Raw genomic sequence first — 24,869 nt, 5'->3', positions numbered from 1 at the left:
TGAATTGTTTATTAAGAATGCAAAGCTTAAAGCTGCAAAGTAAGTATTATATATTTAAAAGAGTATTATCAGCATAAATGTATATAGGGATATTAGAAAAAATTTTAATGCTTATTTAGTTGAATTATGATATAATCCTTCCGTAATGACAAAAATACAGTAGAGGATGGGTATAATTTGATTAATGTAAATAATGTCAGTTTAAGATATAAGGGGAGAAAGCTTTTTGAAGATGTAAATTTAAAGTTTACCCAGGGTAATTGCTATGGAATTATAGGGGCAAATGGTGCAGGAAAGACTACATTTTTAAAAATATTATCAGGAGAAATAGAACCTAGTACAGGAGAGGTAAGTATTTCAAAGCATATAAGAATGTCTGTGCTAAAACAGGATCATTTTCAATATGATGAATATGAGATTTTGGAAACAGTAATTATGGGTAATTTAAGGCTTTATGAAATAATGAAGGAAAAAGATGCCCTTTATGATAAACCTGATTTTACAGATGAAGATGGCATAAGGGCATCTGAATTGGAAGGTGAATTTGCAGAATTAAATGGATGGGAAGCAGAATCTGAAGCTTCTTCACTGCTTCAAGGCCTTGGGATAGATATAAATCTTCATAATAAAAAAATGTCTGAACTTACAGGTGCCCAAAAGGTAAAAGTACTTCTGGCACAGGCGCTTTTTGGAAATCCCGGTATACTTATCTTAGACGAACCTACCAACCATTTAGATGTTAAATCTATAAAATGGTTAGAAGAGTTTATTATTAATTTTGAAGGTACTGTCATAGTTGTATCCCATGATAGGTATTTTTTAAATAAAGTGTGTACATATATGGCGGATGTGGATTATGGAAAGATAAAAATATATGCTGGAAACTATGATTTCTGGTACCAGTCAAGCCAGCTTGCACTTAAGATGGCAAAGGAACAAAACAGAAAAAAAGAAGAAAAGATTAAAGATCTGCAAAGATTTATAGAGCGTTTCAGTGCCAATGCCTCAAAATCAAATCAGGCTACATCTCGTAAGAAGTTACTGGATAAAATAACTTTAGAGGATATCAAGCCTTCCAGCAGAAAATATCCCTTTATGGGTTTTAAGCCTGAAAGAGAAGTGGGAAATGATATATTAATAGTTGACGGAATCACAAAAATTATAGATGGAAAAAAAGTATTGAATAATGTCAGTTTTACAGTATCAAAGGGTGATAAGATTGCTTTTATATCAGAAAATGAAATTCAAGAGACTACATTGTTTAAAATTTTTATGGGAGAAATGGAACCAGATAGTGGAGGGTATAAATGGGGAGTTACCATTTCCAGGTCATATTTTCCAAAGGACAATTCAGAGTACTTTAATGAACGGGAATTAAATTTAGTGGATTGGCTGAGACAATTTTCAGAGGAAAAATCTGAAAGCTATATTAGAGGATTTCTTGGTAAGATTTTGTTTTCCGGGGAAGAGGCATTAAAGCAGGTGAATATTCTCTCGGGAGGGGAAAAAGTGCGATGCATGCTGGCAAAGATGATGATGGAAAATGCCAATGTGCTTATTTTGGATCAGCCCACCAATCATCTGGATTTAGAATCCATTACTGCATTAAACAACGGACTTTTAGATTATAAGAGTATCATTTTATTTTCATCCTATGATCATGAATTTATCCAGACTATAGCAAATAGGATTATACAGCTTACTGATAATGGATTTATAGATAAAAGGTTGACCTATGATGAATATTTAGAGAGTATTCAAGGTTAGTGGATGGCCTGTTTCAAAATGAGTTTTTACATTTTGAAACAGGCCTTTATAATAAATTATTTGAAATTGAGGGATTGGGTATGAAAGAATATGTTATTAAAGAAGTATCATTAAATGAATTAGAAGAGTGTGCAGAAGTTATAAGGCAAGGATTTGGGACAGTGGCAAAAGATTTTGGATTAACTATTGAAAATTGTCCTACTAATGGTGCATTTATTAAAGTAAGTAGATTGATTTCAGATAAAAATAAAGGGAATCTCATGTATTCAATAAATGCTTATAATAAAATTGTTGGATTTATGCAGTTAGAAAAGAAAAGTGAAGAACAATATGAATTAGAAAAAATTACTGTCCTGCCGGAATATAGACATTACGGATATGGAGAAAAATTGTTAGTGTTTGCAAAAATTAAGGTTAAAAAGTTAAATGGAAAAATTATGAGTATTGGTATTATTGAGGAAAATACTATTTTAAAACAATGGTATCAGAAAAATGATTTTATACATAAAGGTACTAAAAAATTTGATTTTTTACCATTTACGGTTGGCTTTATGGAAATGATAATTGAGTAAATCTTTTTTGTGCCAGTCATTGACCAGACATTTACTGGTTAGCTGATGACAGTTTTCAAAACACACGACTTTAACCGTTTAGATTACGCCATGCTGGGCACACAAGGACAAAAAACCTGCCGCTGAGAAGGCAGTTTAGACACAAAGTCTCTACGGCAGCCAGGCTGTCATAGTGCTATTAAGCACCTTAAACCATATTGCTTTGCGTCCATTCTTTTAACAAGTTTGCCCTTAGCTCTTATAATTAATTCAATTGTTATTTATAGCAGCACCTCAGTTTCATGCTGCTTTTACTGCTGTCCATCTGCCTGCGAATCTGTTTCCTGTAGGGCCGTTTTCGGTCCTGATTTTTTACGCACTGCCAAGAACAGCGTGGGGATCGCCGCCACCGCAGTAAAACCGATTGCCCACCAGAAAGAGACGTTGAAGGAATGAGCAATCGCATGAAGATCGGAGTCGGCGCGACCTGCCATCTGCTGCTGAGCGACGGTGGCAAGAATAGCTGACCCGAAAGCTCCGCCGATAGTCTGGAATATCCTCGTAGCAGTGCTTGCATGAGGAACCTGCTCTCTTTGAAGTCCGACATAAGCGGATGCCATGATTGCAATCAGCAGACCGCCAAGTCCCGCCCCTCTGATCAACAAGGCGATAGACAGAAGGATATAATTCGTATTCGTACCTGCAAAAGCAAACGGCAGCGTACCAATTGCAATACCAGCGAGACTTAGCAGCACGATATTGCGCGAGCCGTCGCGGTCGGCCACTTTTCCGGCCCAGCTTCTGGTGAGCAGCATGCCGATTCCTTGTGGAAGCAGCCACAATCCGGCATACAGGGCGCTTGCTCCGCGCACCTCTTGATAATAGAGCGGCAGCATCAGCATGGCCCCGTTCGTGATGATTCCGCACAGAATCAGCAGGATATTGGAAGCGAAAAAATTGATGGATTTGAACAGCCGCACATTCAGAGCCGGTTCCCGTTTCGTATTCAGAGCATAGACGACATAAGCCGCCATCAAAACGATACCGATGATAAGGGGAAAGACTGCACTGTCATTCAATCTGACCTGCGTCGCAACCTGGGCAATGCCGTAGATCAAAAGGGCAAACGCGGGGGAAAGCAAAAGTATGCCGATCACATCCAGGGACGCTTTCTTTTCCACATGCTTGTCGGTCGGTATTCCCCATACGGCTAACGGGATCGCCACGATGCAGATTGGAATATTGACCCAAAAGATAGCGCGCCAACTCGCACTGCTGACTATAATTCCTCCTAACACTGGGCCAAGGATCGGCCCGAGCAGAGCGGGAATGCTGATGATGGACATGATCCGCCCGAGATTACGTCCGCCGGAAACCTGTACAAGCTCCGTTTGCAGTACCGGCATCAGTAACCCGGCGCCGATACCTTGAATGACTCGGAAAACAATCATGCTTCCTATGCTCCATGACAACATAGAGCACACGGAGCCGATAAAAAAAAGCACCAATGAGAAGATGTAGGATTGTTTGCATCCAAACCGTTTGGTGGCCCACCCCGAAATCGGGATGACCAACCCCATCGCCAGAACGTATCCCGTGGTGACCCACTGTACGGTAGAAATGGCTGCTTTCATATCGGATGCAATTGTATGGATGGCCACATTGACCATCGTCGAATCGAACAGTGGCGCAAGTGCACCGAAAACCAGAACAATGGCAGTCCTGAGCACGATCGGATCGAGTTTTTCTTTTGCCGGTTTTACATTTTCTGTACTCATGAGAAATCTCCTTTCATAGTCACAATAAGAAACATTGAGTTTCTTTTCAGACTATGATATAATAAATATAGAACTTTGTCAATAGGAAACCTTAAGTTTTTTATATATATTTCTATGACAGAAGTACATTTATTGTTGAGGTTCGGAGGGAAATAAAACATGGATAAACGAAAGAAAGGTACGCGCCGCCGCGGAGAAGTTCTGGAAGAAGCAATCCTGAATGCCGCATGGGAGGAACTCACTGAAATCGGCTACACGCATATGACGATGGAGAGCATCGCAACACGGGCGGGGACAAACAAATCCGTCCTTTATCGCCGCTGGGCCGATAAGTCTGAGCTTGTGATTGCTGCTCTGCGTAAATATTATTTTCCTAAAATTACAAATGAGATACCGGATACCGGAAACCTGCGCAGCGATGTGTATGCCTATCTGTATGCGCGTGTTGAACCGCTGAAAACAATCGGCACGGAGACGATTAGGGGACTTATGATGGAACCACTGGTGTGGCGCACGATCACCGCATCCATGCCGCAAATGATCCAGCGGAGATCAGAGAGCAAGCTGACAGAGGCTATGGCGGTGATTTTGAAAAATGCGGAACTTCGCGGAGAAATCCGACTTGAGAAGCTGACGCCCCGGATCATCTCATTGCCAGTGGATCTGCTGCAGTACGAGCTGATTACAAAGCTGAAACCCGTATCCGACGAAGTCATAGCGGAGATTGTAGACGACATTTTTATGCCACTTATACATGCAGCACAGCAATAGCAGAATTTTTCACGAATGCATGATCGGAAAGGCAAATCGAGACCATAAAAACAAAACAACGGTGTTTGCAAGCTGTTTTTCGAATGTTTTGGGTACAACAACACAATTTCAATACGAAGAATACAAAATGTTATGAAACAGGATTTGAAAGTGCGTATAATCTTTAGGTTATTAAGGTAGGGTTCAAGTTTTAGAAGAAGTTTCAAAATCTATGGGACAAAAATAGCTGGAAACCTATTGGAGGATAAAATTTTAAATTATAGTCAAGGAGGAGGGTAATATGATGAATTTTAGAAATTTGTTTAAGTCTATTACTATAAATGGTCTTATTTTAAAAAATCGCCTTGTAATGCCGGCAATGCATCATGGTTATACTCCTGATGGATTTGCTACTGCCAGATTTAATGAATATTATTGGAGACGTGCAGAGGGTGGTGCAGGGTTAATTATTGTAGGGGGATGCGTTATTGACAATTACCGGGGATATTCCAATATTATGAGCCTCGAAAGTGATGATTATATTTTGGGGTATAAAGAGTTTACCGATGGTATGCATAAACGTGGTGCTAAAGTGGCAGTGCAGCTTATGCATACCGGCAGATATGGGAGAACCAAATATATTACTGGAGATGATGCTGCACTTGCCCCTTCAGCTGTTTATTCTCGCTACACAGGTGAAACACCAAGAGCTATGACAAAGGATGAAATCACACTGGTTATAAAACACTGGGCTGATGCTGGACTGCGGGCAAAAAAAGCAGGTTTTGATGCAGTGGAAGTCGTAGGTTCTGCAGGATACTTGATTAGCCAGTTTTTATCACCTGTTACTAATTTGCGTGAAGATGAGTATGGGGGAAGTTTTGAAAATCGCTGTCGTTTTCCACTGGAAGTACTATCAGCCCTGCGCATAGCGGTGGGAGATGATTATCCCATCTTTATGCGTGTTTCTGGAAATGATTTTATTAAGGGCGGCAATACAAATGAAGACTGTGTGGCTTTTTGTAAAATGTTAGATAAGGCTGGCATTGACATGATAAATGTAACTGGAGGCTGGCATGAAACCAACATTCCTCAATTGCCTGGAGATGTTCCACAAGGAGGCTATGCGTATCTGGCACAGGGGGTAAAAGATGCAGTTAGTGTTCCTGTTATGGCTTCAAACCGATTTAATAACCCTGTTGTGGCAGAGCGTACTCTAGCTTTATGTCAGGCAGATTTAATCGGTGTGGGACGTACGCTTATAGCTGATCCGGATTGGCCAATTAAAGTAAAAGAAGGTAGAGTAGAGGAAATTCGCCGCTGTACTGCATGTAACCAGGGCTGCCTTGGGCGTTTGTTTTTTGACAAACCTGTGGAATGTCTTGTAAATGGATATGCCGGCAGGGAATTCCTTCTTCAGGATACCAAACTTAAGCCATCAAAAAATATTCTGGTTATAGGTGCAGGTCCTGCTGGTTGTGAATTTGCAATAAGAGCAGCAGAAAGAGGTCATAAAGTTACTATTTGGGAAATGAAAGATACTATTGGGGGGCAATTACATCTGGCAAGCACTCCTCCATCAAAAGGTGAATTTCAAAATTTAGTGCATTATTTTAATGCTATGTTGAAGAAAACAGGTGTAAAGGTGGTGCTTAACAAGGAAGCTACTATTGAAGGAATTGAGAAAGAAAATTTTTATGAGGTAGTAGTGGCAACTGGAAGTATTCCTTCTTCTATTAGTTTACCTGGAGATGGTAATATTTCTGTAGTTACCTTTTCTGAAATTCTTGAAGGTAAAGAGATGGCTGGCCGTAATGTAGTAGTGATTGGCGGCAGTTCTGTTGGCTGTGAAACAGCAGCGTATTTGGCTCATGAGGCCTCTCTCTCTAAGGAACAACTTTATTTTATGGAATCTCAAAAATCTGAAGGTAGTGAGAAAATAAGTATGATGTTAAATACATCCCGTCGTAATATAGCTATTATAGATATTGCAAAAATTGGTTCTGGATTTGATCCTGGCTGCGGTTGGCCTGTATTGAAAGATCTAAGGCGGCTTGGTGTAAAACAATATTCTTTCTCTAAAATAGCAGAAGTGACCAATAAGGGAGTTTTCATAGAATCTACTAATCCAAAAAGTAAAGAAGTGATTAAGGCGGAACTTCCCTGTGACACAATTGTACTAGCAGTAGGTTCAAAGCCTAATACATCTTTGTTTGATACACTTTCAGCTGGAAACATTTCTGTACATAATATAGGAGATTCTGGGGGTATTGGCAATGTTCTCACTGCAATTCGTCAGGCATGTAACTTAGCTATGGAGTTTTAATCCGAATGCTGCCATTTGTATATACTCACATCTTCTTTAAAGCGGGAGATAAGTGCTGTATGCTTAGATAAGTTCTTTTAAAGTTTAGGTGGAGATAAGCATTTCCTTGTGACAAACTCCACCTAAATCTATAGAGGTCTTTTTGGTCCCAGATATAATTCTGATTTGCTATGTGGTGTCTCCAATGTTTTCAATAAATAGTTACAGAGCCAGTATAAGCATTGCAAAGGTCATAGAACAACTTTATAGAAAATTATTCGGGGACAAAGGTTATTTATCCAATGTATTGAGTATTGTTAATATCACTAATTTGAAAATTTCCATTTTCATATACTATTTTTGTTATGCTTGCATTTTCTATATTTGTTACTTCATTCAGGCGGTGCTTTGCAAATATAAAAATTAATGTTTTAATAGTAAAAGCATGTGTCACAATTAAAACATCTCCTCCACCACTTGGTGAAATTGTATCTGCCATGTTTTTGAAAACAGATTTCAATCTGGTTTCAATTGTATAAAAATCTTCTGCCCATGCAATAGTGTCAGAGCGAACAACCACTTCAGAAATCTGTGGTAAATTATAATTAAGTTGTGCTATACTAACATCAGGCATTTCTTGTAGTATAATATTCAAAAAGTTTTTGTTAGATTCTCCTTCTAGACTTCCAAATCCCCATTCTCTTAGTCGTTTGTCACGATATAATTTAATCTGTTTATTTCCGCTCTCATTAAGAATAATCTCAGCTGTTTCAACTGCTCGTCCACTATCGCTAGAATAGGCTGCCACAAAATATATATTTTTTAGGCCTTTCCCTAAAAGTCTTGCTATTTTAATCCCTCTTGGGGTTAATGGTGTATCAGACCATCCCTGTACTTTGTTTAATATATTATACATAGTTTCACCATGTCTAGTTACATAAAATGTTATTTTTCTATCCATAGATATTCCCTCCACCTTACAGCTTAACAAAAGATAAACTATTTTTACTTTCAGATTAATATATAAAAATGGGTTAATTAGAATTTATAATTTAAGATATATTATAACATTATTAGATGGATTTATCTTTAATCTCTTTTTTGCTTAAAGTATAATTGTCTTTATCTATATTAGTATAATATAGGTATTTGAAGTAATTTAGAGATATTTTAAGTTTGTTAGTTTTGTTATATATAAATTTGAGTATATTTAAAATTAGGGCAAATCATCTAATATCGTCAATTTTAGCCTAAAATAGAGTTTTTGTGTATAGCAAATTAGACGAAATAATTCTAACATATAAGCACTGATATAGGATAATATCAGTATTACTGTTATAACAGTAAGATAAATATAAGTATAAAATATAAATTGTGACAATACAGAATATTAAGATATGTATAAATTATTGCATTTTTTTAATGTAATTTTATTGGATTTAGAAAAGAGGTGTTTTTTATGAATAATGATATTTAGAGGGAATAGTATTTCATTAAGTGAGTGTAACAGGTATAAATTGGAGGTAATAAAATGACTGAACTAGAAAATTTCATTCTGGAAGGTAATATAAAAAGGCTACTTTTTAAGTTTTCTCTTCCTGCCATAAGTGTATTTTTAGCTAATGTATTATATAATCTTATTGATGCAATTTTTATAGGTAATCAAGCTAATGGTAGCTTAGGAATTGCAGCTTTAACTATAGTCTTTCCTATTCAACAAATAATACTGGCTCTTTCTCAAATGATCGGAGTTGGAATTGCTTCTATAATTTCCAGAAGTCTTGGAGCCGGAAATAAACTAAGAGCAGAAAAGGCTGTGGGTACTGCATTAACATCCTCTGTTCTATTAGGAATTTTAATTATGGTTATAGGACTGGCTTTCATGAGACCTATATTGTATATTTTTGGTTCCTTAGAAACTATACTACCCTATGCTGTAACATTCTTTAGAATTACTTTATATTGCAGTGTTTTTTTCGTTTTTAGTATTGTTTCCAATAGCATCATACAATCAGAAGGACATGCTAATATTGCTATGATAAGCATGATAATAGGACCTGTAATTAATATTCCGTTAGATTACATATTGGTTACAAGACTTAAATATGGGATAAAAGGAGCTGCCATTGCTACAGACATTTCCCAAATAATATGTTTCATATTTTTATTGGTATACATCTGTTTTAATAGTAAAATTTTAGGAGTAAAAGTTAAAAATTTAGTAATTGATATAAAGTTATTAAAGGAAGCAATTTCCTTAGGAGTATCCACGTTTATGACTCAACTGGCTTATGGAATTGTAGCCATAGTATTAAATAATTCATTAAGAATTTATGGAGGATCTGACTTATATATTTCTGCAATTGGTATATATAATCGTATGTTCGGGTTTATTACCGTTCCTATGTATGGAATTAGACAAGCTCTTCAGCCTATTATAGGATTTAATTATGGTGCTAAAAAATTTGATAGGGTAAAACAAAGTTTAAAACTTGGAATTTTAACATCAGTTGTAATTTCATTGGGATTTTTAGTTATAATTATTAGTTTTACAAATAAAATAGTGGGTGTTTTTACATCTAATAATGAATTAATAGCATTGACGGTTCCTATTTTAAGAGTACTGATACTTATGAGTCCTTTAGTAGGTGTTCAAGTAATTGCTGCAAGTTTTTTTCAGTATATTGGCAAACCTAAGCCTGCATTATTTTTATCAATAATGAAACCATTTTTATTTTTAATACCATTAATGTTAATCATCCCAATATTTCTTAAAGTCACTGGTGTTTTTGTATCTGTCCCATTATCTGATTTTTTTACAGCAGTGATATCTCTAATTTTCATATACGGCGAAATAAAAAAAATGAATCAGTTAAAAGTATTAGTTTAATACTAAATTTAATTTACAAAAGGTCTCATTATGAGTAGCTAAACAACTATAAAATCTATGATAAATATCAATATGAAAATAACTTTAAATAATGATATAAGTATTCATCATAAAAATATATTTAAAGTTAACTAATCATTTTAAAATACTGATAAATCAACATCTAAAATCAACCGAAAGGTTGATTTTATTTTTGTCCCTGAAATTTATAATTGTTATAAAGGGAGTGGTTTGAGATGAAGGAAATAATTAGTGTTAAAAATCTTCAAAAAAGCTATAAAGACAGTAAAGTTATCAAAGGTATATCTTTTGGAGTAGAAAAAGGCGAAATACTTTGTTTTCTTGGCCCAAATGGAGCAGGTAAAAGTACTATCATAAATGTTCTTACAGGAGCTTTGGATTATGAATCAGGGGAAATATGTTACAATGGGAAAAAAGTAGAAAAAGGTAACAGGAATTTTAAACAGCATTTGGGGATAGTACCTCAGGATATTGCACTATATGAAGATATTTCAGCGGAACAAAATCTTAGATTTTTTGCTTCACTTTATGGCCTGAAGGGTAATAAGCTTAAGAAGAGAATCGCCGAAGCTCTTGAATTTGCAGGGCTAGCTGAAAGGGCAAAAGATAAGGTAAATACATTTTCAGGAGGAATGAAGAGGAGGCTTAACATTGCCTGTGCCACTGCGCATCATCCGGAAATACTCATAATGGATGAACCTACTGTCGGTATTGATCCACAATCAAGAAATCACATTTTAAGTTCTGTTAAAACTATGAGGGAAAAAGGCACAACTATTATTTATACCACTCACTATATGGAGGAAGTTGAAGAAATATCAACTAGGATTATTATAATGGATAAAGGACAGATAATAGCATCTGGAACAAAGGAAAAATTGAAAGAAAAAATAGTAAATTATAAAAGGTTCATTATTGAAGTGGACTCTACAGATAAGGTTAATTTAGAAGACTTCTATAATGTAGAAGGCGTAAAAGATGTTTTAATAAAAAGAGGCAAACTGGAAATTACAACGTTAATAGGAGTTGAGAATCTGGATAAGCTTATTTCAATTCTTGTAAATAATTTTGTTAAGATTAATAATTTAACCTGTGAAACTGCCAGTTTAGAAAGTGTATTTTTAAATTTAACTGGAAGAAAATTAAGGGATTAGGAGCGTAAATATGTATAGATTTTTACAGATATTCAAGAGGGACTTCTTAAATTTATTATTTAACCCTATGTGGATTTTTTATGCTGCCGTTTTTCCATTTTTAATGGTTTTGATTCTAGGTTTCTTAACCAGCGGCAATTATGGGAGAATCATTACTTCCTATGATTATTATGGTATTTCTATAATGATTTATATAGTTTTTAATACTTCCACCATAGCCTCAAATAGCTTTATGGAGGAGCGTATTAAACGGCCGAATATGAGGATAATCTACTCTCCCATACCTAAAGATTATATATATATTTCCAAAATAGCAGCTACTTTTACTTTTTCTTCTATTTTTCACATACTGATAATCATACTTCTAAATATTACTTTAAAGGTTAACTTCGGAGGTGAAAATGTTGGTCTTATAGTTTTAATACTGATGTTGTTTGAGATTTTTGCTTCTGCCCTTGGAGTATTGTTTTGCTGTATTTTCAAGAGTGAAAACACTGCTAACCAGGTTTTAAGTATTGTGATAAATATTTCAGCCATATTAGGAGGACTATTTTTCAGACTTGATGGATTCGGAAATACTGTAGAAAAGATAAGCTATGCGTCACCGGTAAAATGGATTGTTACGGACATTTTTAAAGTTATATACGATAGAGATTTTTCCTGCTGCTTACCTACAGTGATTATATTAATCCTATTATCTGCGATAGCTATATTTTTATGTGGAAAATTTTATAGAACGGAGGACTATATATGATAAGTTTTCTTAAGAATAACTATTACAGAATTAAAAGCAGAAAATATTATATTGTTATTTCACTGCTAATGACAATGATTTCTATAATTTTAGCAGTATATTTAACTTCAAATTTAAAAGTTAAATATAGTATTGCAGTGGTAACTAAAAGCAAGGTATCGGTTTTTAAATCAGATAATATTAAATTTACTATTATGGAGAGAGAACCTCCCAAGTCCCAACTAGTACTTGGTGGGTATGATGGTATTATAATTGATAAGGGTAATGGAAAATATCATGTCGATACAATAAAAGGTGATGATTTTAGAAAAATATTGGAGAAAATAGTAAGGAAGCCGGAAGGTTTTGTACCACAAGTTAAAGATAGCAGAGGTGTAGGTACTAATATTATAGGATATCTTTTTATGTTTATTTTGCTTCAGTGTATTTTATTCATGTTTACTCTGGCAGAAGATATGGAATTGAAACAAATAGAAAGAATTGCAGCTTCACCGGTATCCTTTCTAAAATATTTGATGTCTCATTTTATATTTACTTTTTTCTTTATTTTTGTACCGGCATTTTTTATATTATTGATGATGAAATGTATTTTAAGGTTTAATATAGGCTTCAGTTTAGTACAGTATGGGAGTTTTTTGGCAATAATATGCTCCCTTGGCATAACCTTTTCGATGTTTATTAATTCTCTTGTAAAAATATCGGATACTGCAAATATGGTAGGAGGTTCAATTGTAATAATTACAACAATTCTAGGAGGAAGTTTTTATTCCTTTGAAAAGGGAAATGAAATACTTGAGAAAGTTATATGGATTATTCCACAGAAAGACTTTTTAAGCTTTGTACAGGGATTGGAAGGTGGAAAAACAGTTTTAGAAGTGCTGCCGCAGGTTATATATGTAATAGTAATATCTTTAGTGTTTTTTGTTTTTTCCGTGATAAAAATGAAAAAAGACTATGTGCTTAGAAGGGATTGAAGTAAACTATATAATAGAATTCAAATTGGGAGCAGGGGCATATGATTAATGATAAGCTGATTTTAATGAGTACAAGGCTTAAAATTCCACAGCCTAGAAAAAATTATATAATACGGGAAGAACTCTTTTCAAAACTAGATGGGATGAGTGAGTACAGAGTTATTTTAATTAAAGGCGGTGCAGGAACAGGGAAAACTACTCTTATAACTTCTTTTGCCAAGGAAAGATCTATTTCAAACTTAAAATGGATATCTCTTGATGAGAGCTGCAATAATGTTTTCTTGTTCTGGAATTACTTTATTAAAGCAGTAGGAGGGTGCCTTGAGGCATCAAAGCAGGAACTTATATTTTTATATAATTGCAATTTGGAAAAGAGCAGCCTCAAAAATCTGCTTACACTTCTGATTAATGCTGTGAGTAATCAAGAGGACATATTTATAGTTTTGGATGATTTCTATTATATTACAGATAGTTTTTTGCTTCATACTATAGAATTTTTTCTAAAAAATGTATCTAATAATGTCCATGTAATCTTGCTCACAAGGCAGGAACCTCTTTTGTATTTAGGTACTCTTAATATGGATAGCAAACTTCTTTTGATAGATGAAAATGACTTAAAGCTTTCTAAAGAATTGGGAATAAAATTTTTAAAGGACACTTTAAAGGTGAATTTTAGGCAGGAGATACTGGATTTTATAAATGATCTCTGTGAAGGCTGGATTGGAGGACTGCAGCTTGTGGCTGCTGGTGCTGTTGGAAAAAATGAAGATGATATTATGAAGTTAAGTTTTCAGAACAGGTTTGTGACAGAATATCTTACTAAAGAAATATATGAGTTATTAAGTACTGAAGAAAAGCAATTTGTTGTGGTAACTTCTATACTGCCATATTTCAATCAGGAAATAGCCCAGCAGCTTTTAGAAGAAATTGACTTTGAAAAAGTAATGGACAGTCTTCAGAAAAAGAATATTTTAATTATATGCATTGATGAGGAAAAAGGAATTTATAGATATCACAATATTTTGAAAGAATATTTAAAAGAAAAATTTAAAGACATTCATAAGGAAACCCAAATTCAGTTTCATGTAAAGGCAGCAGATATTATGAGAAATTTAGGAGATTTTGATCAGTGTATTGAGCAATTAATATTTGCTGGGGATTATTTCAGTGTAATGAAGTGTATATTAGAACTTCCTGGAAACATGGCTTTATTTATATATGGTGAAAGAATTCCAGAAGAATTTATTATACAAAATCCCGATTTTGCATACCAATATTTCTTTTATAATTATGCTAATCTGGAGTTTGAAAAATGTAAAGAAATATATGATGTACTTAAAATAAATATACAAGTATTCCTGTAATAAAGAGTTTTAGACTTTGAATGAAATAAAAAAACCTGATATAAATATATTGTGTCACTTGCAAGAAGACAACAACAATCTATATCAGGAGGAAAACAATATGAATAATCGAATTATAGTTCCTAACACATTAATATTAGGGATAGACATAGCAAAGGAAAATCACTATGGTCAATTTGTAGTAAATGGTGAATATATAAAAAAGCCGTTCCTTATAAAGAATACCAGAGAATCTTTCGAATGTCTATTAGATTCAATCAGACAATTAAAGGCGAAATATAACTTAGATTATGTATTAGTAGGAATGGAGCCAACAGGTCACTATTGGAAGAATCTTGCTTACTACTTAAAAAGTCAAGGGATAGAGCTATGCTTGGTCAATCCATATCATGTTAATAAAATTAAGGAGCTTGAAGATAATAGTCCAACTAAGAATGACAAAAAAGATGCCAAGATTATTTCTAAACTTATATATCAAGGTCAATACCTAAACTGCATGTTTGAGGAAGAACTCTACGTAAATCTTCGATTATGCAGCAACAATAGGCAAGAGCTAAAAAAACAGTTTATCTCAGAAAAAGTAAGACTAATAGCGCTATTAGATGAATACTTTCCAGAATTTAAAAAGATGTTTTCAGATATCTTAGGAAAGTCCGCTTTATGTATACTGAAAACATGTCCTTTCCCACAAGATATAGTGAATATAGGAGTTTCTGAGCTTACTCAAAAGCTTCTAGATGCTACACATAATCGTGTTGGATTTAAGAAAGCAGAGCTGGTTTTTAATGCAGCTAAAACTTCAATAGGAGTGCCTGTAGGGCTTGAAGGGGCCAGATATAGATTAAGGCTTATTTTAAGGCAATTAGAAGCTTTACAAAAGGAACTAGATGATGTGGAAAAGCTCATGGAAGAATATCTTTTGCAGACAGGTTATTCAGAATATTTACTTAGCATAAAAGGTGTAGGCATAGTAACAGCTGCGGGTTTTCTAGCTGAAATTGGAGACATATCAAAATATGACAGCTATAAGCAAATACAGAAAGTGGCAGGACTTAACTTGAAAGAAACCAGCTCTGGCATGAAAAAAGGTAAAACTAAAATTAGTAAAAGAGGTCGTTCAAATTTAAGAAATATTCTATATCAGGCAGCAACTGTTATGGTAGCTAAGAATGCTGCATTTAAAGAAATATATACCCATTTAACGAAAAGACAGGAAAATCAATTAACCGGAAAACAAGCAATAGTTGCACTAAGTGTAAGACTTATAAAAGTTATGTACACTTTATGCAAGAAAAAAACAACATATACACATGACAAAGTTCATGGGTTGACAAGTTATCAACAAGCAGCTTAATTTAATATATGCATAGGTATATTGAAATTTATAGTTCTTTGAAAAGAGTAAGGCAAAGCACGTTCAAACCCCCATAAGGGCTTAATTGACCCAGTATACGAGGATTAATGCTAGCACCTGCTCTAAAATGCAGAACGAAGGAATGTAGAGACATAGATATGTACTCCGTGAGACATGGTAGGGTAAGCATTAGAGCTATATAGGTGTGTTTCCTTCAAAATATTGGAATATCACTTACACTCTTATGCACACGTTCAACCTTCTCCATCCAGTATTACCTATATATTCAATATACTCACATATTTAAATTTAACCACTTGTTTATAAATAATGAAATTCTATGAAAATAGAAGTAAATAAAAGATAAATTAAAATTTATTGAGGTAGGGGATTCAACTTTCTCAGCATTTAAATTTTCAAGTGTGTTTGTGGAAGATACTTTTAAATTAAATGAGATTGAAGTTATGCCAATTTCAGAAATTGACAAGTTATCTTTGAAAGAAACTACAAAGGCTTTTATACTCATGAAAGATGCATCCTTATTATATGCCCGGTGCAGATATGATGAGGCTTTAAATTCTATAGATAAGGCTATGAGTTATGCATCAATCCATAATAACTTTTATATTCACTTCTTTTCTTTTGGTATAAAATCTCAGATATTAGAGGACATGGGAGAATTCAATAAATGTGAGTTTTTATATAATGAGATGAATAAAATACTAAAATCCAATGAAGATGTGAATATTTTTAATACAAACTTTTATATAGGTATTACAGGTATTTATCTAAAGCAGATGGATTTAAAGAATGCAGAAAAGTGCCTTGAAAATGTAGGTGAATATATTTCTAGTATAGTTCTTTCAGCAGATAGGGGATATAGGTATAATTTAGCAGAATATAAATTTGTTATTGGAGACACAGAAGAGGCCCTTAAGCTGGTTAGAGAACTTATGAATATGAGAACTTATAATAATATTACATTTATGGCCTCTCTTTTAAAATACGGTTTCCGGCTGAATAAATTTTACGGTGAACTGGTGATACGTTTTAAAGCAGATTATGAAAGTATGGATAAAACACAGAGGAGCCTGGATAGCAAACTGCTTTATGCAAATATATTGTTTAGAGAGGGAAAAATTGAAGAAGCTATAAAACTTACTGATGAGATTTTAAAATATTCCCGAAAAAATAAAATAAAGCTAAAAATGGTGCAGGCATCTCTTTTTAAAATTAATATGATATATGACAATTTGGCGAAAAAGCGTGAAATAATAAATCTATTTAGGGAAGCACTATTTTATAGCTGTGAAGATAAAATCCTTTAGCCCTATTATTTTCAAAGTGAAATTGTATGTAAGTTTGTTATGAAATATGAATCAGACTTTTATATTAACCTGAGTTATGCAGAAAAGGTGCATTACAGGCAGATAATAAATATTTGTAAGATTGAGACAAAATCTATTTTAAGCAAAAGGGAAATTGAGGTGCTTAATGAAATAGCAGCAGGTGCATCAAATAAAGAAATTGCAGAGCATCTTTGTATTTCACTGGCTACAGTTAAATCTCATATAATCAATATATACAGCAAGCTTGAGGTAAATAGTAGAGTCAGGGCAATTAAAGCAGCTAAAAGACATGGGTATATTTAAAAATCTTTTTATAGAATAAATTTATTTTTTCTTTATTTTTATTATACTTTTAATATATTTTTGTATTTTATAATAAATATGAAATAAATATTTAAGAGGTGCAACTAAATAGTAGTTGTAAATGTATGAATAACTGCAATAATATAAAGCATTATTTATAGATTTATCAATAAGACGATAAGCACCCCATGTTCGTAAAGAGCATGGAGTCATGAGATTCTATACCCAACAAAAACCTCAACTGATCTATTTCAAACATCCTTTGTCCAAAAGGTTCATACTGTTTTAGCAATTCATATATTTTACAGGTGTAAAAAACTCTTTATATATTTTTTTATATCAAAATCAAATTTAGTATAACACCCTTTAAACACCATTAAATCAGGGATTAAACCAGGATGAAACTGGACGGCTATGGAACATCTATCTTTGTTGTATTTACAGGTTATAACCTATCTCTTAGTAACTAAATCTCCATTTTCTATGTATATGATATTGTCGTATATATATTCCAAAACCCCATGCTACTTATACAGGTAGTATAGGGCTTTAAATTTTTGTTTTATCTAATAGTTTTCTTATGTTTCGGTATTCTTAGGTATTAAGAAATTCCAAAAACAAAATTTTTTTAAATAAAAGTGTATACCTCGTTTCTTTCTTATATTCCTTCTTCTCTGGACCCTGCTTATATATTGAGTTTGTTCATTTTTAATTTGATTTACAGTAGTTTTAATTTCTTCTTCACCAAATAACAATTTATTTATATTGTTATTTATATCATCAGATTTATCGGTAATAGCATCTTTAATATCACCGGTTTGCGTTTGAAGATTTTTAATAATGATATCTTCTATTTGAGGGAGCATAGCATCAGATATAGCTTGTACTAATAATTTAAAATCAAAATTATTAAGTTCATTATTTTTAGAATTATTAAAATATTCGATTATCTGTTTTGAAGTCAAATGTTTTTCTTGCAACAACTGTTTGATTAACTTTAGTTTATTGATATCTTCTACAGTGAAATTTCTATGCTGACCACTTTTATGATTGGTATCTAAGATATTTCTAAAAGTAGCACAATAATTTCTGATTGTTTGAGTATTAGTGTTCAGCATTTCAGCAACATCTTTAGTTCTGTACATATTGATTTTAGAATTGTTAATTATATTATTTTCCATAGTTACCACTCCTTTCCAATATTATACAATTGATTGGAAATACTATCAATAGACCCTATAATATTTTTTTATTGATATTATATGTTATAATAAAACATAATACTTAAAAGTAGGTGAAAAAAAAACAGATATAAAAACTATTTAATTTTTATTTTTGTTGGATTTATATTTACATAAGGTTCACCATTTGAATAATTAAGTTGATTTATCACCAGATATAATTTATTTATTTTGTTAAAGTAAGGGCTTTCAAATGATAAATTTATACAATTTTCCGAATCCATACTTACCAGAGCATTTCCTGAAATACTATATTTATTTCCTTTCTCATCTGTCAAATAAGGCAATTTGCTATTATCCCCTCCAATTATTCTTCCAATTGAGTTACATTGAGATTTATCGATACTATTTTTACCTAATTGTATCCTAATTTCAGTATGGGTAGGGTAGATTTTTACACTTTTTAAAGTGAAATCAGTATTATTAATTGAAAATGGAATATTATTATATTTTTCTGGTTTTTGTGATTTTAGGTTTTTGTCAAGTTTTATTTCAAAATTCCAATTGCCAGATATATTTTTTGGCTCTCTATTGAATTTTGAAGTAAAATTACTGTAAGCTTCTTTAGAGTAAGACATATTATATGCTTCAGTAATACCTGAAACCATTAAATTTATTTCATCAGGTATTTTCATATCCTTTATACTTATTAACTCTATTGAACCAAAAGTTTTCTTATTTTGAGAATAATTTTTAATAGAATTACCTAATGATGAAATTATGCATTTATAATTTGTATTGCTTAACGATAAGCTATCTTCATTTTTATTATTCAGCTTAGGCGGAAGTATTTGCGACCTAAAATCATTACTACTCAAGAGAATTTTTCCATTGTTATCACTTATAGAAAATTTTTCCAACAAAAGATTTTTGATATCCTCATCAGCCATTGTTCCATTTAACGTATATAATATAAATATATCTTTATCATCTGTAATTATATTATCAATAGTAATACTTATATTTTTATCTTTTTGAATTTTACTTATATCTTGAGACAAATTTTGATTTACAGCACTATTTATATTTTTATCATAATGAAATTGTACGGCATTGGCTATAGATGATATTACAGGCACATCATTTAATGACTCTGCAAAAGCAGGTACAAAATTAACACTACTGATAAAAATAATAATCAATGAAGCTATCGCAGCATTAATCTTAATCAACTTTAGTTTTATAATTCTTATTTTTTTATCCCTCTTCGCTTTTGAAATAGATTTTTTAATTACGTCATCAAGCCTGTTCGATATAGTAATTTTTTCAAATCCATTTTTAGGCTCATACTTCATTTAAATATACCCCTTTTCTAATTCAACTTTTAATTTTTTTAATGCTCTTCGTAAATAAACTTTTACCGTACCTTCCGGATATTCCAAAAGTTTAGAAATTTGAGGAATAGTCATATCCTGAAAATATTTTAAAATAATTAAGTTTTTATATTTTATACTCAAATTATCCATAGCATTATATAAGTCAATATTTTTAGATATGTTAAATTCTATTTCTGAAATATTGCTATCTTTATCTAATAAATTATAATCATCTACATAAACAATATTTTTATTACTTTTCAATTTATTTATAGATAAATTTATGAGTATTTTTATAATCCAACTGCTAAAATACTGTGATTCTCTTAATTTATTTATATTCATATAAGCTTTATATACAGTATCACTCACAATATCCAAAGCATCCTGTTCATTTTTAACGTATATAAACGCCATTTTATAAAGATTTTCTTTATAAGAATTTATTAACTCAACAAATGATGTATCATCCCCTTTTTTAGCATTATCCACAAGAATTTGAATTTTATCTGTTTCTTTCACTACCTCACTCCTCTATAAAAGCATCTGAGAATAATTTATCATACACTAATTAGACAATTTTAATATATAAAAAGTTACACTTAATACCTATTATTAAGTTAAAAAAGTTAATAAAATTTCTAAATAAAAAAATAAATTATTATAATTTACGATAATTTATTTTAAAATTGGGTTTATTTTTTTAAAAAATGTGCTATAGTTTAGTTAAAAGAAGCCATTGAGGTTTTTTATAATTGAATGAATCAAAAATACCACAAAACCAGCTACATCAATTCTTTTTAATTTCAAGAAATATATAATAGATGCACGCCCTAATATTGCCCATTTAATTCCAGCTTGTATTTCCCAATATAATCTCCATAACATTTTTCTTAATATGATATATACAATTTTTAAAATTGCTGAGCAGCTCACTAGAATTATTAAAATGCAAGATGGTGATATTATAGAAGATATTATGGAATAAAAAGCTATAAATGTAAATTTAAATTATATTTGTAGTCTTTTACTCGACTAAGTTAGAATAATAGTGGATTATAAAGAAAAAATACTCCTGCAAATGAAAGAATCAGATAAAAGCAAGCTTCATAATGAGCTAAAAAAGATAGTGTTGCTTTATCTAAATTATGAAATTGTTTTTCATGGTTATCTTTAAATAATTTTTTGAATAAAGAATAAATTGTCCATCCTAAAAATGCTCCAATTGTATTCATTATTAAATCATCTATATCAGTAGATCGCATATTCAAAAGTTGACTTAATTCAATCATCATTGAAAAAAGTAATGCTGTACCTATTACTTTCCAAGGTGATTTGAATTGTCTCCAGATAAATGGTAGAAGAAAACCAAGAGGCATAAACATTATGATATTTGCAAAATGCGTCATAATACCTCCAGAAATAGAGTTAAAGGGTATCAGATTAAATTGAGTTAATATAGAAATAGTTTCATGTAGTTTGGTATATCGTGTAAATTCATAAATAGTTCCAATACCAGTACAAATAAGTACAAGGGTTATATATATGTAAAAAATGTATACCCATACAAAATGATTTAAACTATACCTATGTCCATTTTTATGTTCTTCTTTAATCATAATTATTTGAAATATAACACAAAAGAATATTACACATAGGTATTCATAAACTAAAGCTTTGATAGTTGTAATAAACATAATAATTTCATCTCCAATTAGTATAATTTTTAGTATTACATTATATATAACGATTTTAAAATATAAAATACTTCACAACATGAAGAAAGGATATTTTACTATTTAAAACAAATACCCTTTCACAAAATCTATTTCAATACATAATGGGCTAGTACACTTTGAAGCTCATATATATTTAGACTTTTATTAAATTGTTTTTCTATAGGCAGTTGAGTTCCTGATATCCAAATTTTTAATTCTGCATCTAAATCAAAATTTCCTGAGGTTTCTATGCTGAAGTGAGTAATGTTTTTATATGGAATTGAGTGGTATTCTGTTTTCTTACCGGTAACTCCTTGTTTATCCACTAATATAAGTCTTTTATCTGTAAAAATGAACATGTCACGAATTAATTTATATGCTTTTTCAACATTTTCTGAAGAGGTCAATATATTAGCAAAATCTTTTTGTACCTGATCTGTATTTACTTCAGAGGCATTTCCCATTATACCGTCAAATAATCCCATTTAATTTTCCTCCAATTAATTATAATATTGTGATTAAAGTTAATTATATAGGATATAGAATTAGACGTCAAAATATATACTTTGAAGCTTATATTTTAGGAGAACATGATATTTTGGCATACAGATTGCATAGTGCCAAACATCTACTGGATGAGATTACTGAACAAATTGAAGTCCTAAGTTATCCGGGGTATTTGCGTAGATAATATTTTCAACTATTATGCTTTACATAATAGTTGAATTCATTTATAATAATATTAACTAATATGTAATGCATAATAGATGAGGTTAGGAGGGATACTTTGAAGCAAACTCAGCTTTTGAAAGGTGTACTTGAAGGATGTGTTCTTCTTGTTGTTTTGGGAAATGAAGTATACGGATATGAAATGGTACAGTTGTTAAAAGAATATGGGTTTAAGAAAATAGTTGCAGGTACTGTGTATCCATTATTACAAAAATTAGAAAAGCAAGGTTATCTTTCAAGTACAATAAAACCTTCACCAGAGGGTCCAGATAGAAAGTACTATCATATAACTCCAGAAGGAAAGATTCATTGCCAAGGATTTATTGAACAGTGGGAAGACTTGGCATCTACTGTTGACAATCTGATATGTTTGAAAGGAGAAAAGCTATATGAGTAAACAAGGCAATTCTGTAGAAAAAATGATTGAAGAGAATAATCAATTACGAGAAAAACTAACAGATAATAACAAAGAATATTATGAAAAGCTGTTGTTGTATATTCGCAGCGCTGGTTTATTTTACGATGATTATGAAGTAGAAAGTTTATTACTACAAATTTTACAGGATATAATATCTGCTCAAAACCATGGACAATCTGCAGAAGAATTCTTTGGAAAAAATCCGCAGGCGGCAGCAGATGAGTTAATTCACAATCTTGGAAAAGCCAGCAAGAAAGAAATTCTTAAACTAGTAGGTTTGGTTTTTATTATTAGTTCATTCTTTTCTCTACTGAGTGCATTAACCACTGGGGATAAAGGGATAAATATACTTGTATTAATTTTAAATGGAATATTGAGTTTTCTAGTTGTGGGAATCGTATTTTTCATACTACACAAGGGCATTTATAAAAAAATCATTACAAAAAAATTTACTGATTTTCTGTTTATATGGCTGTTTTTTATTTTAATTATAGGATTATTTGTATTAATTCAATTATTTACTCCTTCCATTTTAACGGTATACTTATCGAACTTATCAGGAATTTGTATAATATCCATATTGCTTATTGGTGTTACTGCATTCGTATTTACTCGTAATAATCAAGTTAGACAGATTTGGTGGTCCTTTTTACCTTTTGTATGGATTTTAGGGGTTATCGGGATTGTCTCAAGATTACCTTTAATGGAAAATTATATATCAAGTAATAATGGTAAAATCATGATAATATTATTGACTGTTTTTGGACTAATCCTTTTTTATGGATTGACCTATTTAAACTTGAGAAAGGAAAAATAGATTTTTCCCGTTTAATTAAATATGAAATAGAAAAATTGAACCTGATATTGTTTGAAGGCGAGTCCAATAATAAATATACTCAATTTATATATAATTTTAATTTATAAGGGAACAATATATTTGTAAAAAAGTTTAAGGAGGGAAAATTTATGGTAACTGGTGAAAAACAATTAGATTCTGGCAATTTAAAGGTATTAAAGGATCAAATCGGATATGAAGCACTGATGAATAAGAAATTTAATGATTGTTCAGGAAAGTGCGGTGATATTCAAATAAAGAATTTGTGCAGTGAAGCTGCTCAAGTTCACAAACAAAATTTTGTTTCTTTAAAAACATACTTGGATTCACATCAATAAAAGAGAGGAGAATTAGAATTATGGATGAAAAGGAACTTATGCAGGACCTTTTAACTAGTGAAAAACAGGTTATTTCAGCGTATAGTACAGGGATAACAGAAACTTCTTGTGTCAATTTAAGAAATACTTTGGTAAATAATTTCAAGAATGCTCAGGATGTTCAATACAAAATTTTTGATACTATGAGACAGAAAGGCTGGTATCCTACAAAGGATGCTCAGGCAACAGAGGTGCAACAATTAAAAGATCAATCTAATCAGATGATGAGCTCATTGAAATAGTTGAAATATGAAGTATTTAGGATAATTTACTGAGGATAAAATGGAGCAGTATAAATGTGCAATGTGTGTATTTTTTAAGGTGCACGTCATTTATATTGCTCCATAACTATTTTAAAAAATTAGATATAATAATATTATGGGAAAAATCTAACTGAATTTAAAAATCACTTGATAAACATAATAAATATTGTAGAAACTACTCCAAAATTTCTGGATTTATCGTATAATGTTAATAAGATAACTACATATTATGATAAAAATGGATTTTAATCAAAATTATATAATACGTAAAAGAAAGGAAGAGTGCTTATGCCTTATATAGGTTCAAGACTGACAATGGAACTTTCAAAAAAGCAAAAGGAAGATTTAAAGAGAAAAATGGGAGAAATTATTGCAGAAATTCCAGGAAAATCTGAAGAATGGCTCATGGTAAGTTTTGATGATAATAAAACTGTTTATTTTAGAGGAAAAGAAATGGATAAAGCAGCTTTTGTGGAGGTAAAGATATTTGGAACTACTGAAAGAGAATATAAAGATAAGGTTACCCATTTAATATGTTCTCTTTATGAAAAAGAGCTTGATATACCAGGAGACAGCATATATATAACTTTTAGTGAGGTAAGTGACTGGGGGTTTAATGGTAAATTATTCTAAGCATTTAGAATACAGTACTAGGCTG

The 24,869-nt window shown here is 31.8% G+C and carries 24 protein-coding genes and 1 riboswitch; of the genes, 17 read left to right on the top strand and 7 right to left on the bottom strand.

The window, feature by feature from the left end; translation table 11 throughout:
- Positions 1-177 precede the first annotated feature (177 nt).
- Together BS101_RS10455 and BS101_RS10450 are read left to right on the top strand one after the other, a co-directional pair.
- The gene (locus BS101_RS10455) at positions 178-1,767 is read left to right on the top strand and encodes an ABC-F family ATP-binding cassette domain-containing protein (protein WP_073538771.1); all 1,590 of its coding nucleotides are present in this window, start codon (positions 178-180) and stop codon (positions 1,765-1,767) included.
- Between the two features lie 80 nt (positions 1,768-1,847).
- The gene (locus BS101_RS10450) at positions 1,848-2,339 is read left to right on the top strand and encodes a GNAT family N-acetyltransferase (protein WP_073541249.1); all 492 of its coding nucleotides are present in this window, start codon (positions 1,848-1,850) and stop codon (positions 2,337-2,339) included.
- A gap of 151 nt (positions 2,340-2,490) precedes the next feature.
- Positions 2,491-2,579: riboswitch (cyclic di-GMP riboswitch) on the bottom strand.
- 50 nt (positions 2,580-2,629) lie between these two features.
- On the opposite strand, the gene BS101_RS10445 is transcribed toward BS101_RS10450, so the two are convergent.
- Entirely contained in the window at positions 2,630-4,096 is a 1,467-nt protein-coding gene (locus tag BS101_RS10445) for an MDR family MFS transporter (RefSeq protein WP_073538770.1), read from the bottom strand.
- A 159-nt stretch (positions 4,097-4,255) separates the two neighbouring features.
- Here BS101_RS10445 and BS101_RS10440 point away from each other — a divergent pair, with 159 nt between their 5' ends.
- Together BS101_RS10440 and BS101_RS10435 are read left to right on the top strand one after the other, a co-directional pair.
- Positions 4,256-4,867 carry a TetR/AcrR family transcriptional regulator gene (locus BS101_RS10440; protein ID WP_073538769.1) on the top strand — a complete coding sequence of 204 codons (612 nt, stop codon included), beginning with the start codon at positions 4,256-4,258 and terminating at the stop codon, positions 4,865-4,867.
- Positions 4,868-5,147: 280 nt separating this feature from the next.
- Positions 5,148-7,172, top strand: a complete 2,025-nt coding sequence (locus BS101_RS10435; protein WP_073538768.1) for an FAD-dependent oxidoreductase — start codon at positions 5,148-5,150, stop codon at positions 7,170-7,172.
- A gap of 274 nt (positions 7,173-7,446) precedes the next feature.
- Here the strand turns inward: BS101_RS10435 and BS101_RS23795 are convergent, their stop codons facing one another.
- A complete protein-coding gene (locus BS101_RS23795; RefSeq protein WP_073538767.1) occupies positions 7,447-8,112 on the bottom strand; it encodes a histidine phosphatase family protein in 666 nt (221 codons plus the stop codon).
- Positions 8,113-8,682: 570 nt separating this feature from the next.
- Between BS101_RS23795 and BS101_RS10425 the strand changes: the two genes are divergently transcribed.
- From BS101_RS10425 to BS101_RS10390, 8 genes are all read left to right on the top strand, one after another.
- Complete coding sequence (locus BS101_RS10425) at positions 8,683-10,041, top strand: MATE family efflux transporter (RefSeq protein WP_073538766.1); 1,359 nt, start codon at positions 8,683-8,685, stop codon at positions 10,039-10,041.
- Between the two features lie 236 nt (positions 10,042-10,277).
- Positions 10,278-11,216 (top strand): ABC transporter ATP-binding protein, encoded by a 939-nt coding sequence (locus BS101_RS10420; RefSeq protein WP_073538765.1) that lies wholly within the window; start codon positions 10,278-10,280, stop codon positions 11,214-11,216.
- A gap of 10 nt (positions 11,217-11,226) precedes the next feature.
- Positions 11,227-11,970 (top strand): ABC transporter permease, encoded by a 744-nt coding sequence (locus tag BS101_RS10415; RefSeq protein ID WP_073538764.1) that lies wholly within the window; start codon positions 11,227-11,229, stop codon positions 11,968-11,970.
- Positions 11,967-12,944, top strand: coding sequence for an ABC transporter permease (locus BS101_RS10410; protein ID WP_073538763.1), 978 nt, complete (start codon positions 11,967-11,969; stop codon positions 12,942-12,944). Before BS101_RS10415 ends, BS101_RS10410 begins: the two co-directional genes overlap by 4 nt.
- Before the next feature lie 41 nt (positions 12,945-12,985).
- Positions 12,986-14,308, top strand: a complete 1,323-nt coding sequence (locus BS101_RS10405) for a hypothetical protein (protein ID WP_073538762.1) — start codon at positions 12,986-12,988, stop codon at positions 14,306-14,308.
- A gap of 100 nt (positions 14,309-14,408) precedes the next feature.
- On the top strand, positions 14,409-15,662 hold the full coding sequence (locus BS101_RS10400) for an IS110 family transposase (RefSeq protein WP_073537418.1): 1,254 nt from the start codon (positions 14,409-14,411) through the stop codon (positions 15,660-15,662).
- A gap of 428 nt (positions 15,663-16,090) precedes the next feature.
- Complete coding sequence (locus BS101_RS10395; protein WP_156876027.1) at positions 16,091-16,990, top strand: tetratricopeptide repeat protein; 900 nt, start codon at positions 16,091-16,093, stop codon at positions 16,988-16,990.
- A 39-nt stretch (positions 16,991-17,029) separates the two neighbouring features.
- Positions 17,030-17,314, top strand: a complete 285-nt coding sequence (locus tag BS101_RS10390) for a response regulator transcription factor (protein ID WP_073538760.1) — start codon at positions 17,030-17,032, stop codon at positions 17,312-17,314.
- Between the two features lie 578 nt (positions 17,315-17,892).
- Here the strand turns inward: BS101_RS10390 and BS101_RS10385 are convergent.
- The 5 genes from BS101_RS10385 to BS101_RS10365 all read right to left on the bottom strand — a co-directional run bounded on the left by BS101_RS10385 (position 17,893) and on the right by BS101_RS10365 (position 22,074).
- Positions 17,893-18,495, bottom strand: a complete 603-nt coding sequence (locus BS101_RS10385; RefSeq protein ID WP_073538759.1) for a MerR family transcriptional regulator — start codon at positions 18,493-18,495, stop codon at positions 17,893-17,895.
- A 137-nt stretch (positions 18,496-18,632) separates the two neighbouring features.
- Complete coding sequence (locus BS101_RS10380) at positions 18,633-19,850, bottom strand: DUF4179 domain-containing protein (protein WP_073538758.1); 1,218 nt, start codon at positions 19,848-19,850, stop codon at positions 18,633-18,635.
- Positions 19,851-20,393 (bottom strand): sigma-70 family RNA polymerase sigma factor, encoded by a 543-nt coding sequence (locus BS101_RS10375; RefSeq protein ID WP_073538757.1) that lies wholly within the window; start codon positions 20,391-20,393, stop codon positions 19,851-19,853.
- A gap of 518 nt (positions 20,394-20,911) precedes the next feature.
- Positions 20,912-21,568, bottom strand: coding sequence for a VanZ family protein (locus tag BS101_RS10370; protein WP_073538756.1), 657 nt, complete (start codon positions 21,566-21,568; stop codon positions 20,912-20,914).
- A 128-nt stretch (positions 21,569-21,696) separates the two neighbouring features.
- Positions 21,697-22,074, bottom strand: coding sequence for a PH domain-containing protein (locus BS101_RS10365; RefSeq protein ID WP_073538755.1), 378 nt, complete (start codon positions 22,072-22,074; stop codon positions 21,697-21,699).
- Between the two features lie 302 nt (positions 22,075-22,376).
- On the opposite strand from BS101_RS10365, the gene BS101_RS10360 reads away from it, so the two are divergent.
- The 5 genes from BS101_RS10360 to BS101_RS10340 all read left to right on the top strand — a co-directional run bounded on the left by BS101_RS10360 (position 22,377) and on the right by BS101_RS10340 (position 24,844).
- The gene (locus BS101_RS10360) at positions 22,377-22,715 is read left to right on the top strand and encodes a PadR family transcriptional regulator (protein ID WP_073538754.1); all 339 of its coding nucleotides are present in this window, start codon (positions 22,377-22,379) and stop codon (positions 22,713-22,715) included.
- A complete protein-coding gene (locus tag BS101_RS10355; protein ID WP_073538753.1) occupies positions 22,708-23,553 on the top strand; it encodes a DUF1129 family protein in 846 nt (281 codons plus the stop codon). Before BS101_RS10360 ends, BS101_RS10355 begins: the two co-directional genes overlap by 8 nt.
- Before the next feature lie 149 nt (positions 23,554-23,702).
- Positions 23,703-23,909, top strand: coding sequence for a hypothetical protein (locus tag BS101_RS10350; RefSeq protein ID WP_073538752.1), 207 nt, complete (start codon positions 23,703-23,705; stop codon positions 23,907-23,909).
- Positions 23,910-23,929: 20 nt separating this feature from the next.
- Complete coding sequence (locus tag BS101_RS10345) at positions 23,930-24,190, top strand: spore coat protein (protein WP_012102068.1); 261 nt, start codon at positions 23,930-23,932, stop codon at positions 24,188-24,190.
- Between the two features lie 309 nt (positions 24,191-24,499).
- Positions 24,500-24,844 (top strand): phenylpyruvate tautomerase MIF-related protein, encoded by a 345-nt coding sequence (locus BS101_RS10340; RefSeq protein ID WP_073538751.1) that lies wholly within the window; start codon positions 24,500-24,502, stop codon positions 24,842-24,844.
- The last annotated feature ends 25 nt before the right edge of the window (positions 24,845-24,869 follow it).

The sequence above is a fragment of the Clostridium kluyveri genome, from assembly GCF_001902295.1.
In the GTDB taxonomy this organism is placed as follows: Bacteria; Bacillota; Clostridia; order Clostridiales; family Clostridiaceae; genus Clostridium_B; species Clostridium_B kluyveri_B.
This window is presented reverse-complemented; position numbering and strand designations above follow the sequence as displayed.

Coding starts and splice junctions, on each gene's coding strand:
- BS101_RS10385 (WP_073538759.1), bottom strand. CDS start 18,495: ATGGAAAATAATATAATTAACAATTCTAAAATCAATATGTACAGAACT.
- BS101_RS10420 (WP_073538765.1), top strand. CDS start 10,278: ATGAAGGAAATAATTAGTGTTAAAAATCTTCAAAAAAGCTATAAAGAC.
- BS101_RS10365 (WP_073538755.1), bottom strand. CDS start 22,074: ATGGGATTATTTGACGGTATAATGGGAAATGCCTCTGAAGTAAATACA.
- BS101_RS10400 (WP_073537418.1), top strand. CDS start 14,409: ATGAATAATCGAATTATAGTTCCTAACACATTAATATTAGGGATAGAC.
- BS101_RS10345 (WP_012102068.1), top strand. CDS start 23,930: ATGGATGAAAAGGAACTTATGCAGGACCTTTTAACTAGTGAAAAACAG.
- BS101_RS10435 (WP_073538768.1), top strand. CDS start 5,148: ATGATGAATTTTAGAAATTTGTTTAAGTCTATTACTATAAATGGTCTT.
- BS101_RS10415 (WP_073538764.1), top strand. CDS start 11,227: ATGTATAGATTTTTACAGATATTCAAGAGGGACTTCTTAAATTTATTA.
- BS101_RS10425 (WP_073538766.1), top strand. CDS start 8,683: ATGACTGAACTAGAAAATTTCATTCTGGAAGGTAATATAAAAAGGCTA.
- BS101_RS10450 (WP_073541249.1), top strand. CDS start 1,848: ATGAAAGAATATGTTATTAAAGAAGTATCATTAAATGAATTAGAAGAG.
- BS101_RS10340 (WP_073538751.1), top strand. CDS start 24,500: ATGCCTTATATAGGTTCAAGACTGACAATGGAACTTTCAAAAAAGCAA.
- BS101_RS10390 (WP_073538760.1), top strand. CDS start 17,030: ATGAAATATGAATCAGACTTTTATATTAACCTGAGTTATGCAGAAAAG.
- BS101_RS10440 (WP_073538769.1), top strand. CDS start 4,256: ATGGATAAACGAAAGAAAGGTACGCGCCGCCGCGGAGAAGTTCTGGAA.
- BS101_RS10445 (WP_073538770.1), bottom strand. CDS start 4,096: ATGAGTACAGAAAATGTAAAACCGGCAAAAGAAAAACTCGATCCGATC.
- BS101_RS10380 (WP_073538758.1), bottom strand. CDS start 19,850: ATGAAGTATGAGCCTAAAAATGGATTTGAAAAAATTACTATATCGAAC.
- BS101_RS10410 (WP_073538763.1), top strand. CDS start 11,967: ATGATAAGTTTTCTTAAGAATAACTATTACAGAATTAAAAGCAGAAAA.
- BS101_RS10405 (WP_073538762.1), top strand. CDS start 12,986: ATGATTAATGATAAGCTGATTTTAATGAGTACAAGGCTTAAAATTCCA.
- BS101_RS23795 (WP_073538767.1), bottom strand. CDS start 8,112: ATGGATAGAAAAATAACATTTTATGTAACTAGACATGGTGAAACTATG.
- BS101_RS10355 (WP_073538753.1), top strand. CDS start 22,708: ATGAGTAAACAAGGCAATTCTGTAGAAAAAATGATTGAAGAGAATAAT.
- BS101_RS10370 (WP_073538756.1), bottom strand. CDS start 21,568: ATGTTTATTACAACTATCAAAGCTTTAGTTTATGAATACCTATGTGTA.
- BS101_RS10350 (WP_073538752.1), top strand. CDS start 23,703: ATGGTAACTGGTGAAAAACAATTAGATTCTGGCAATTTAAAGGTATTA.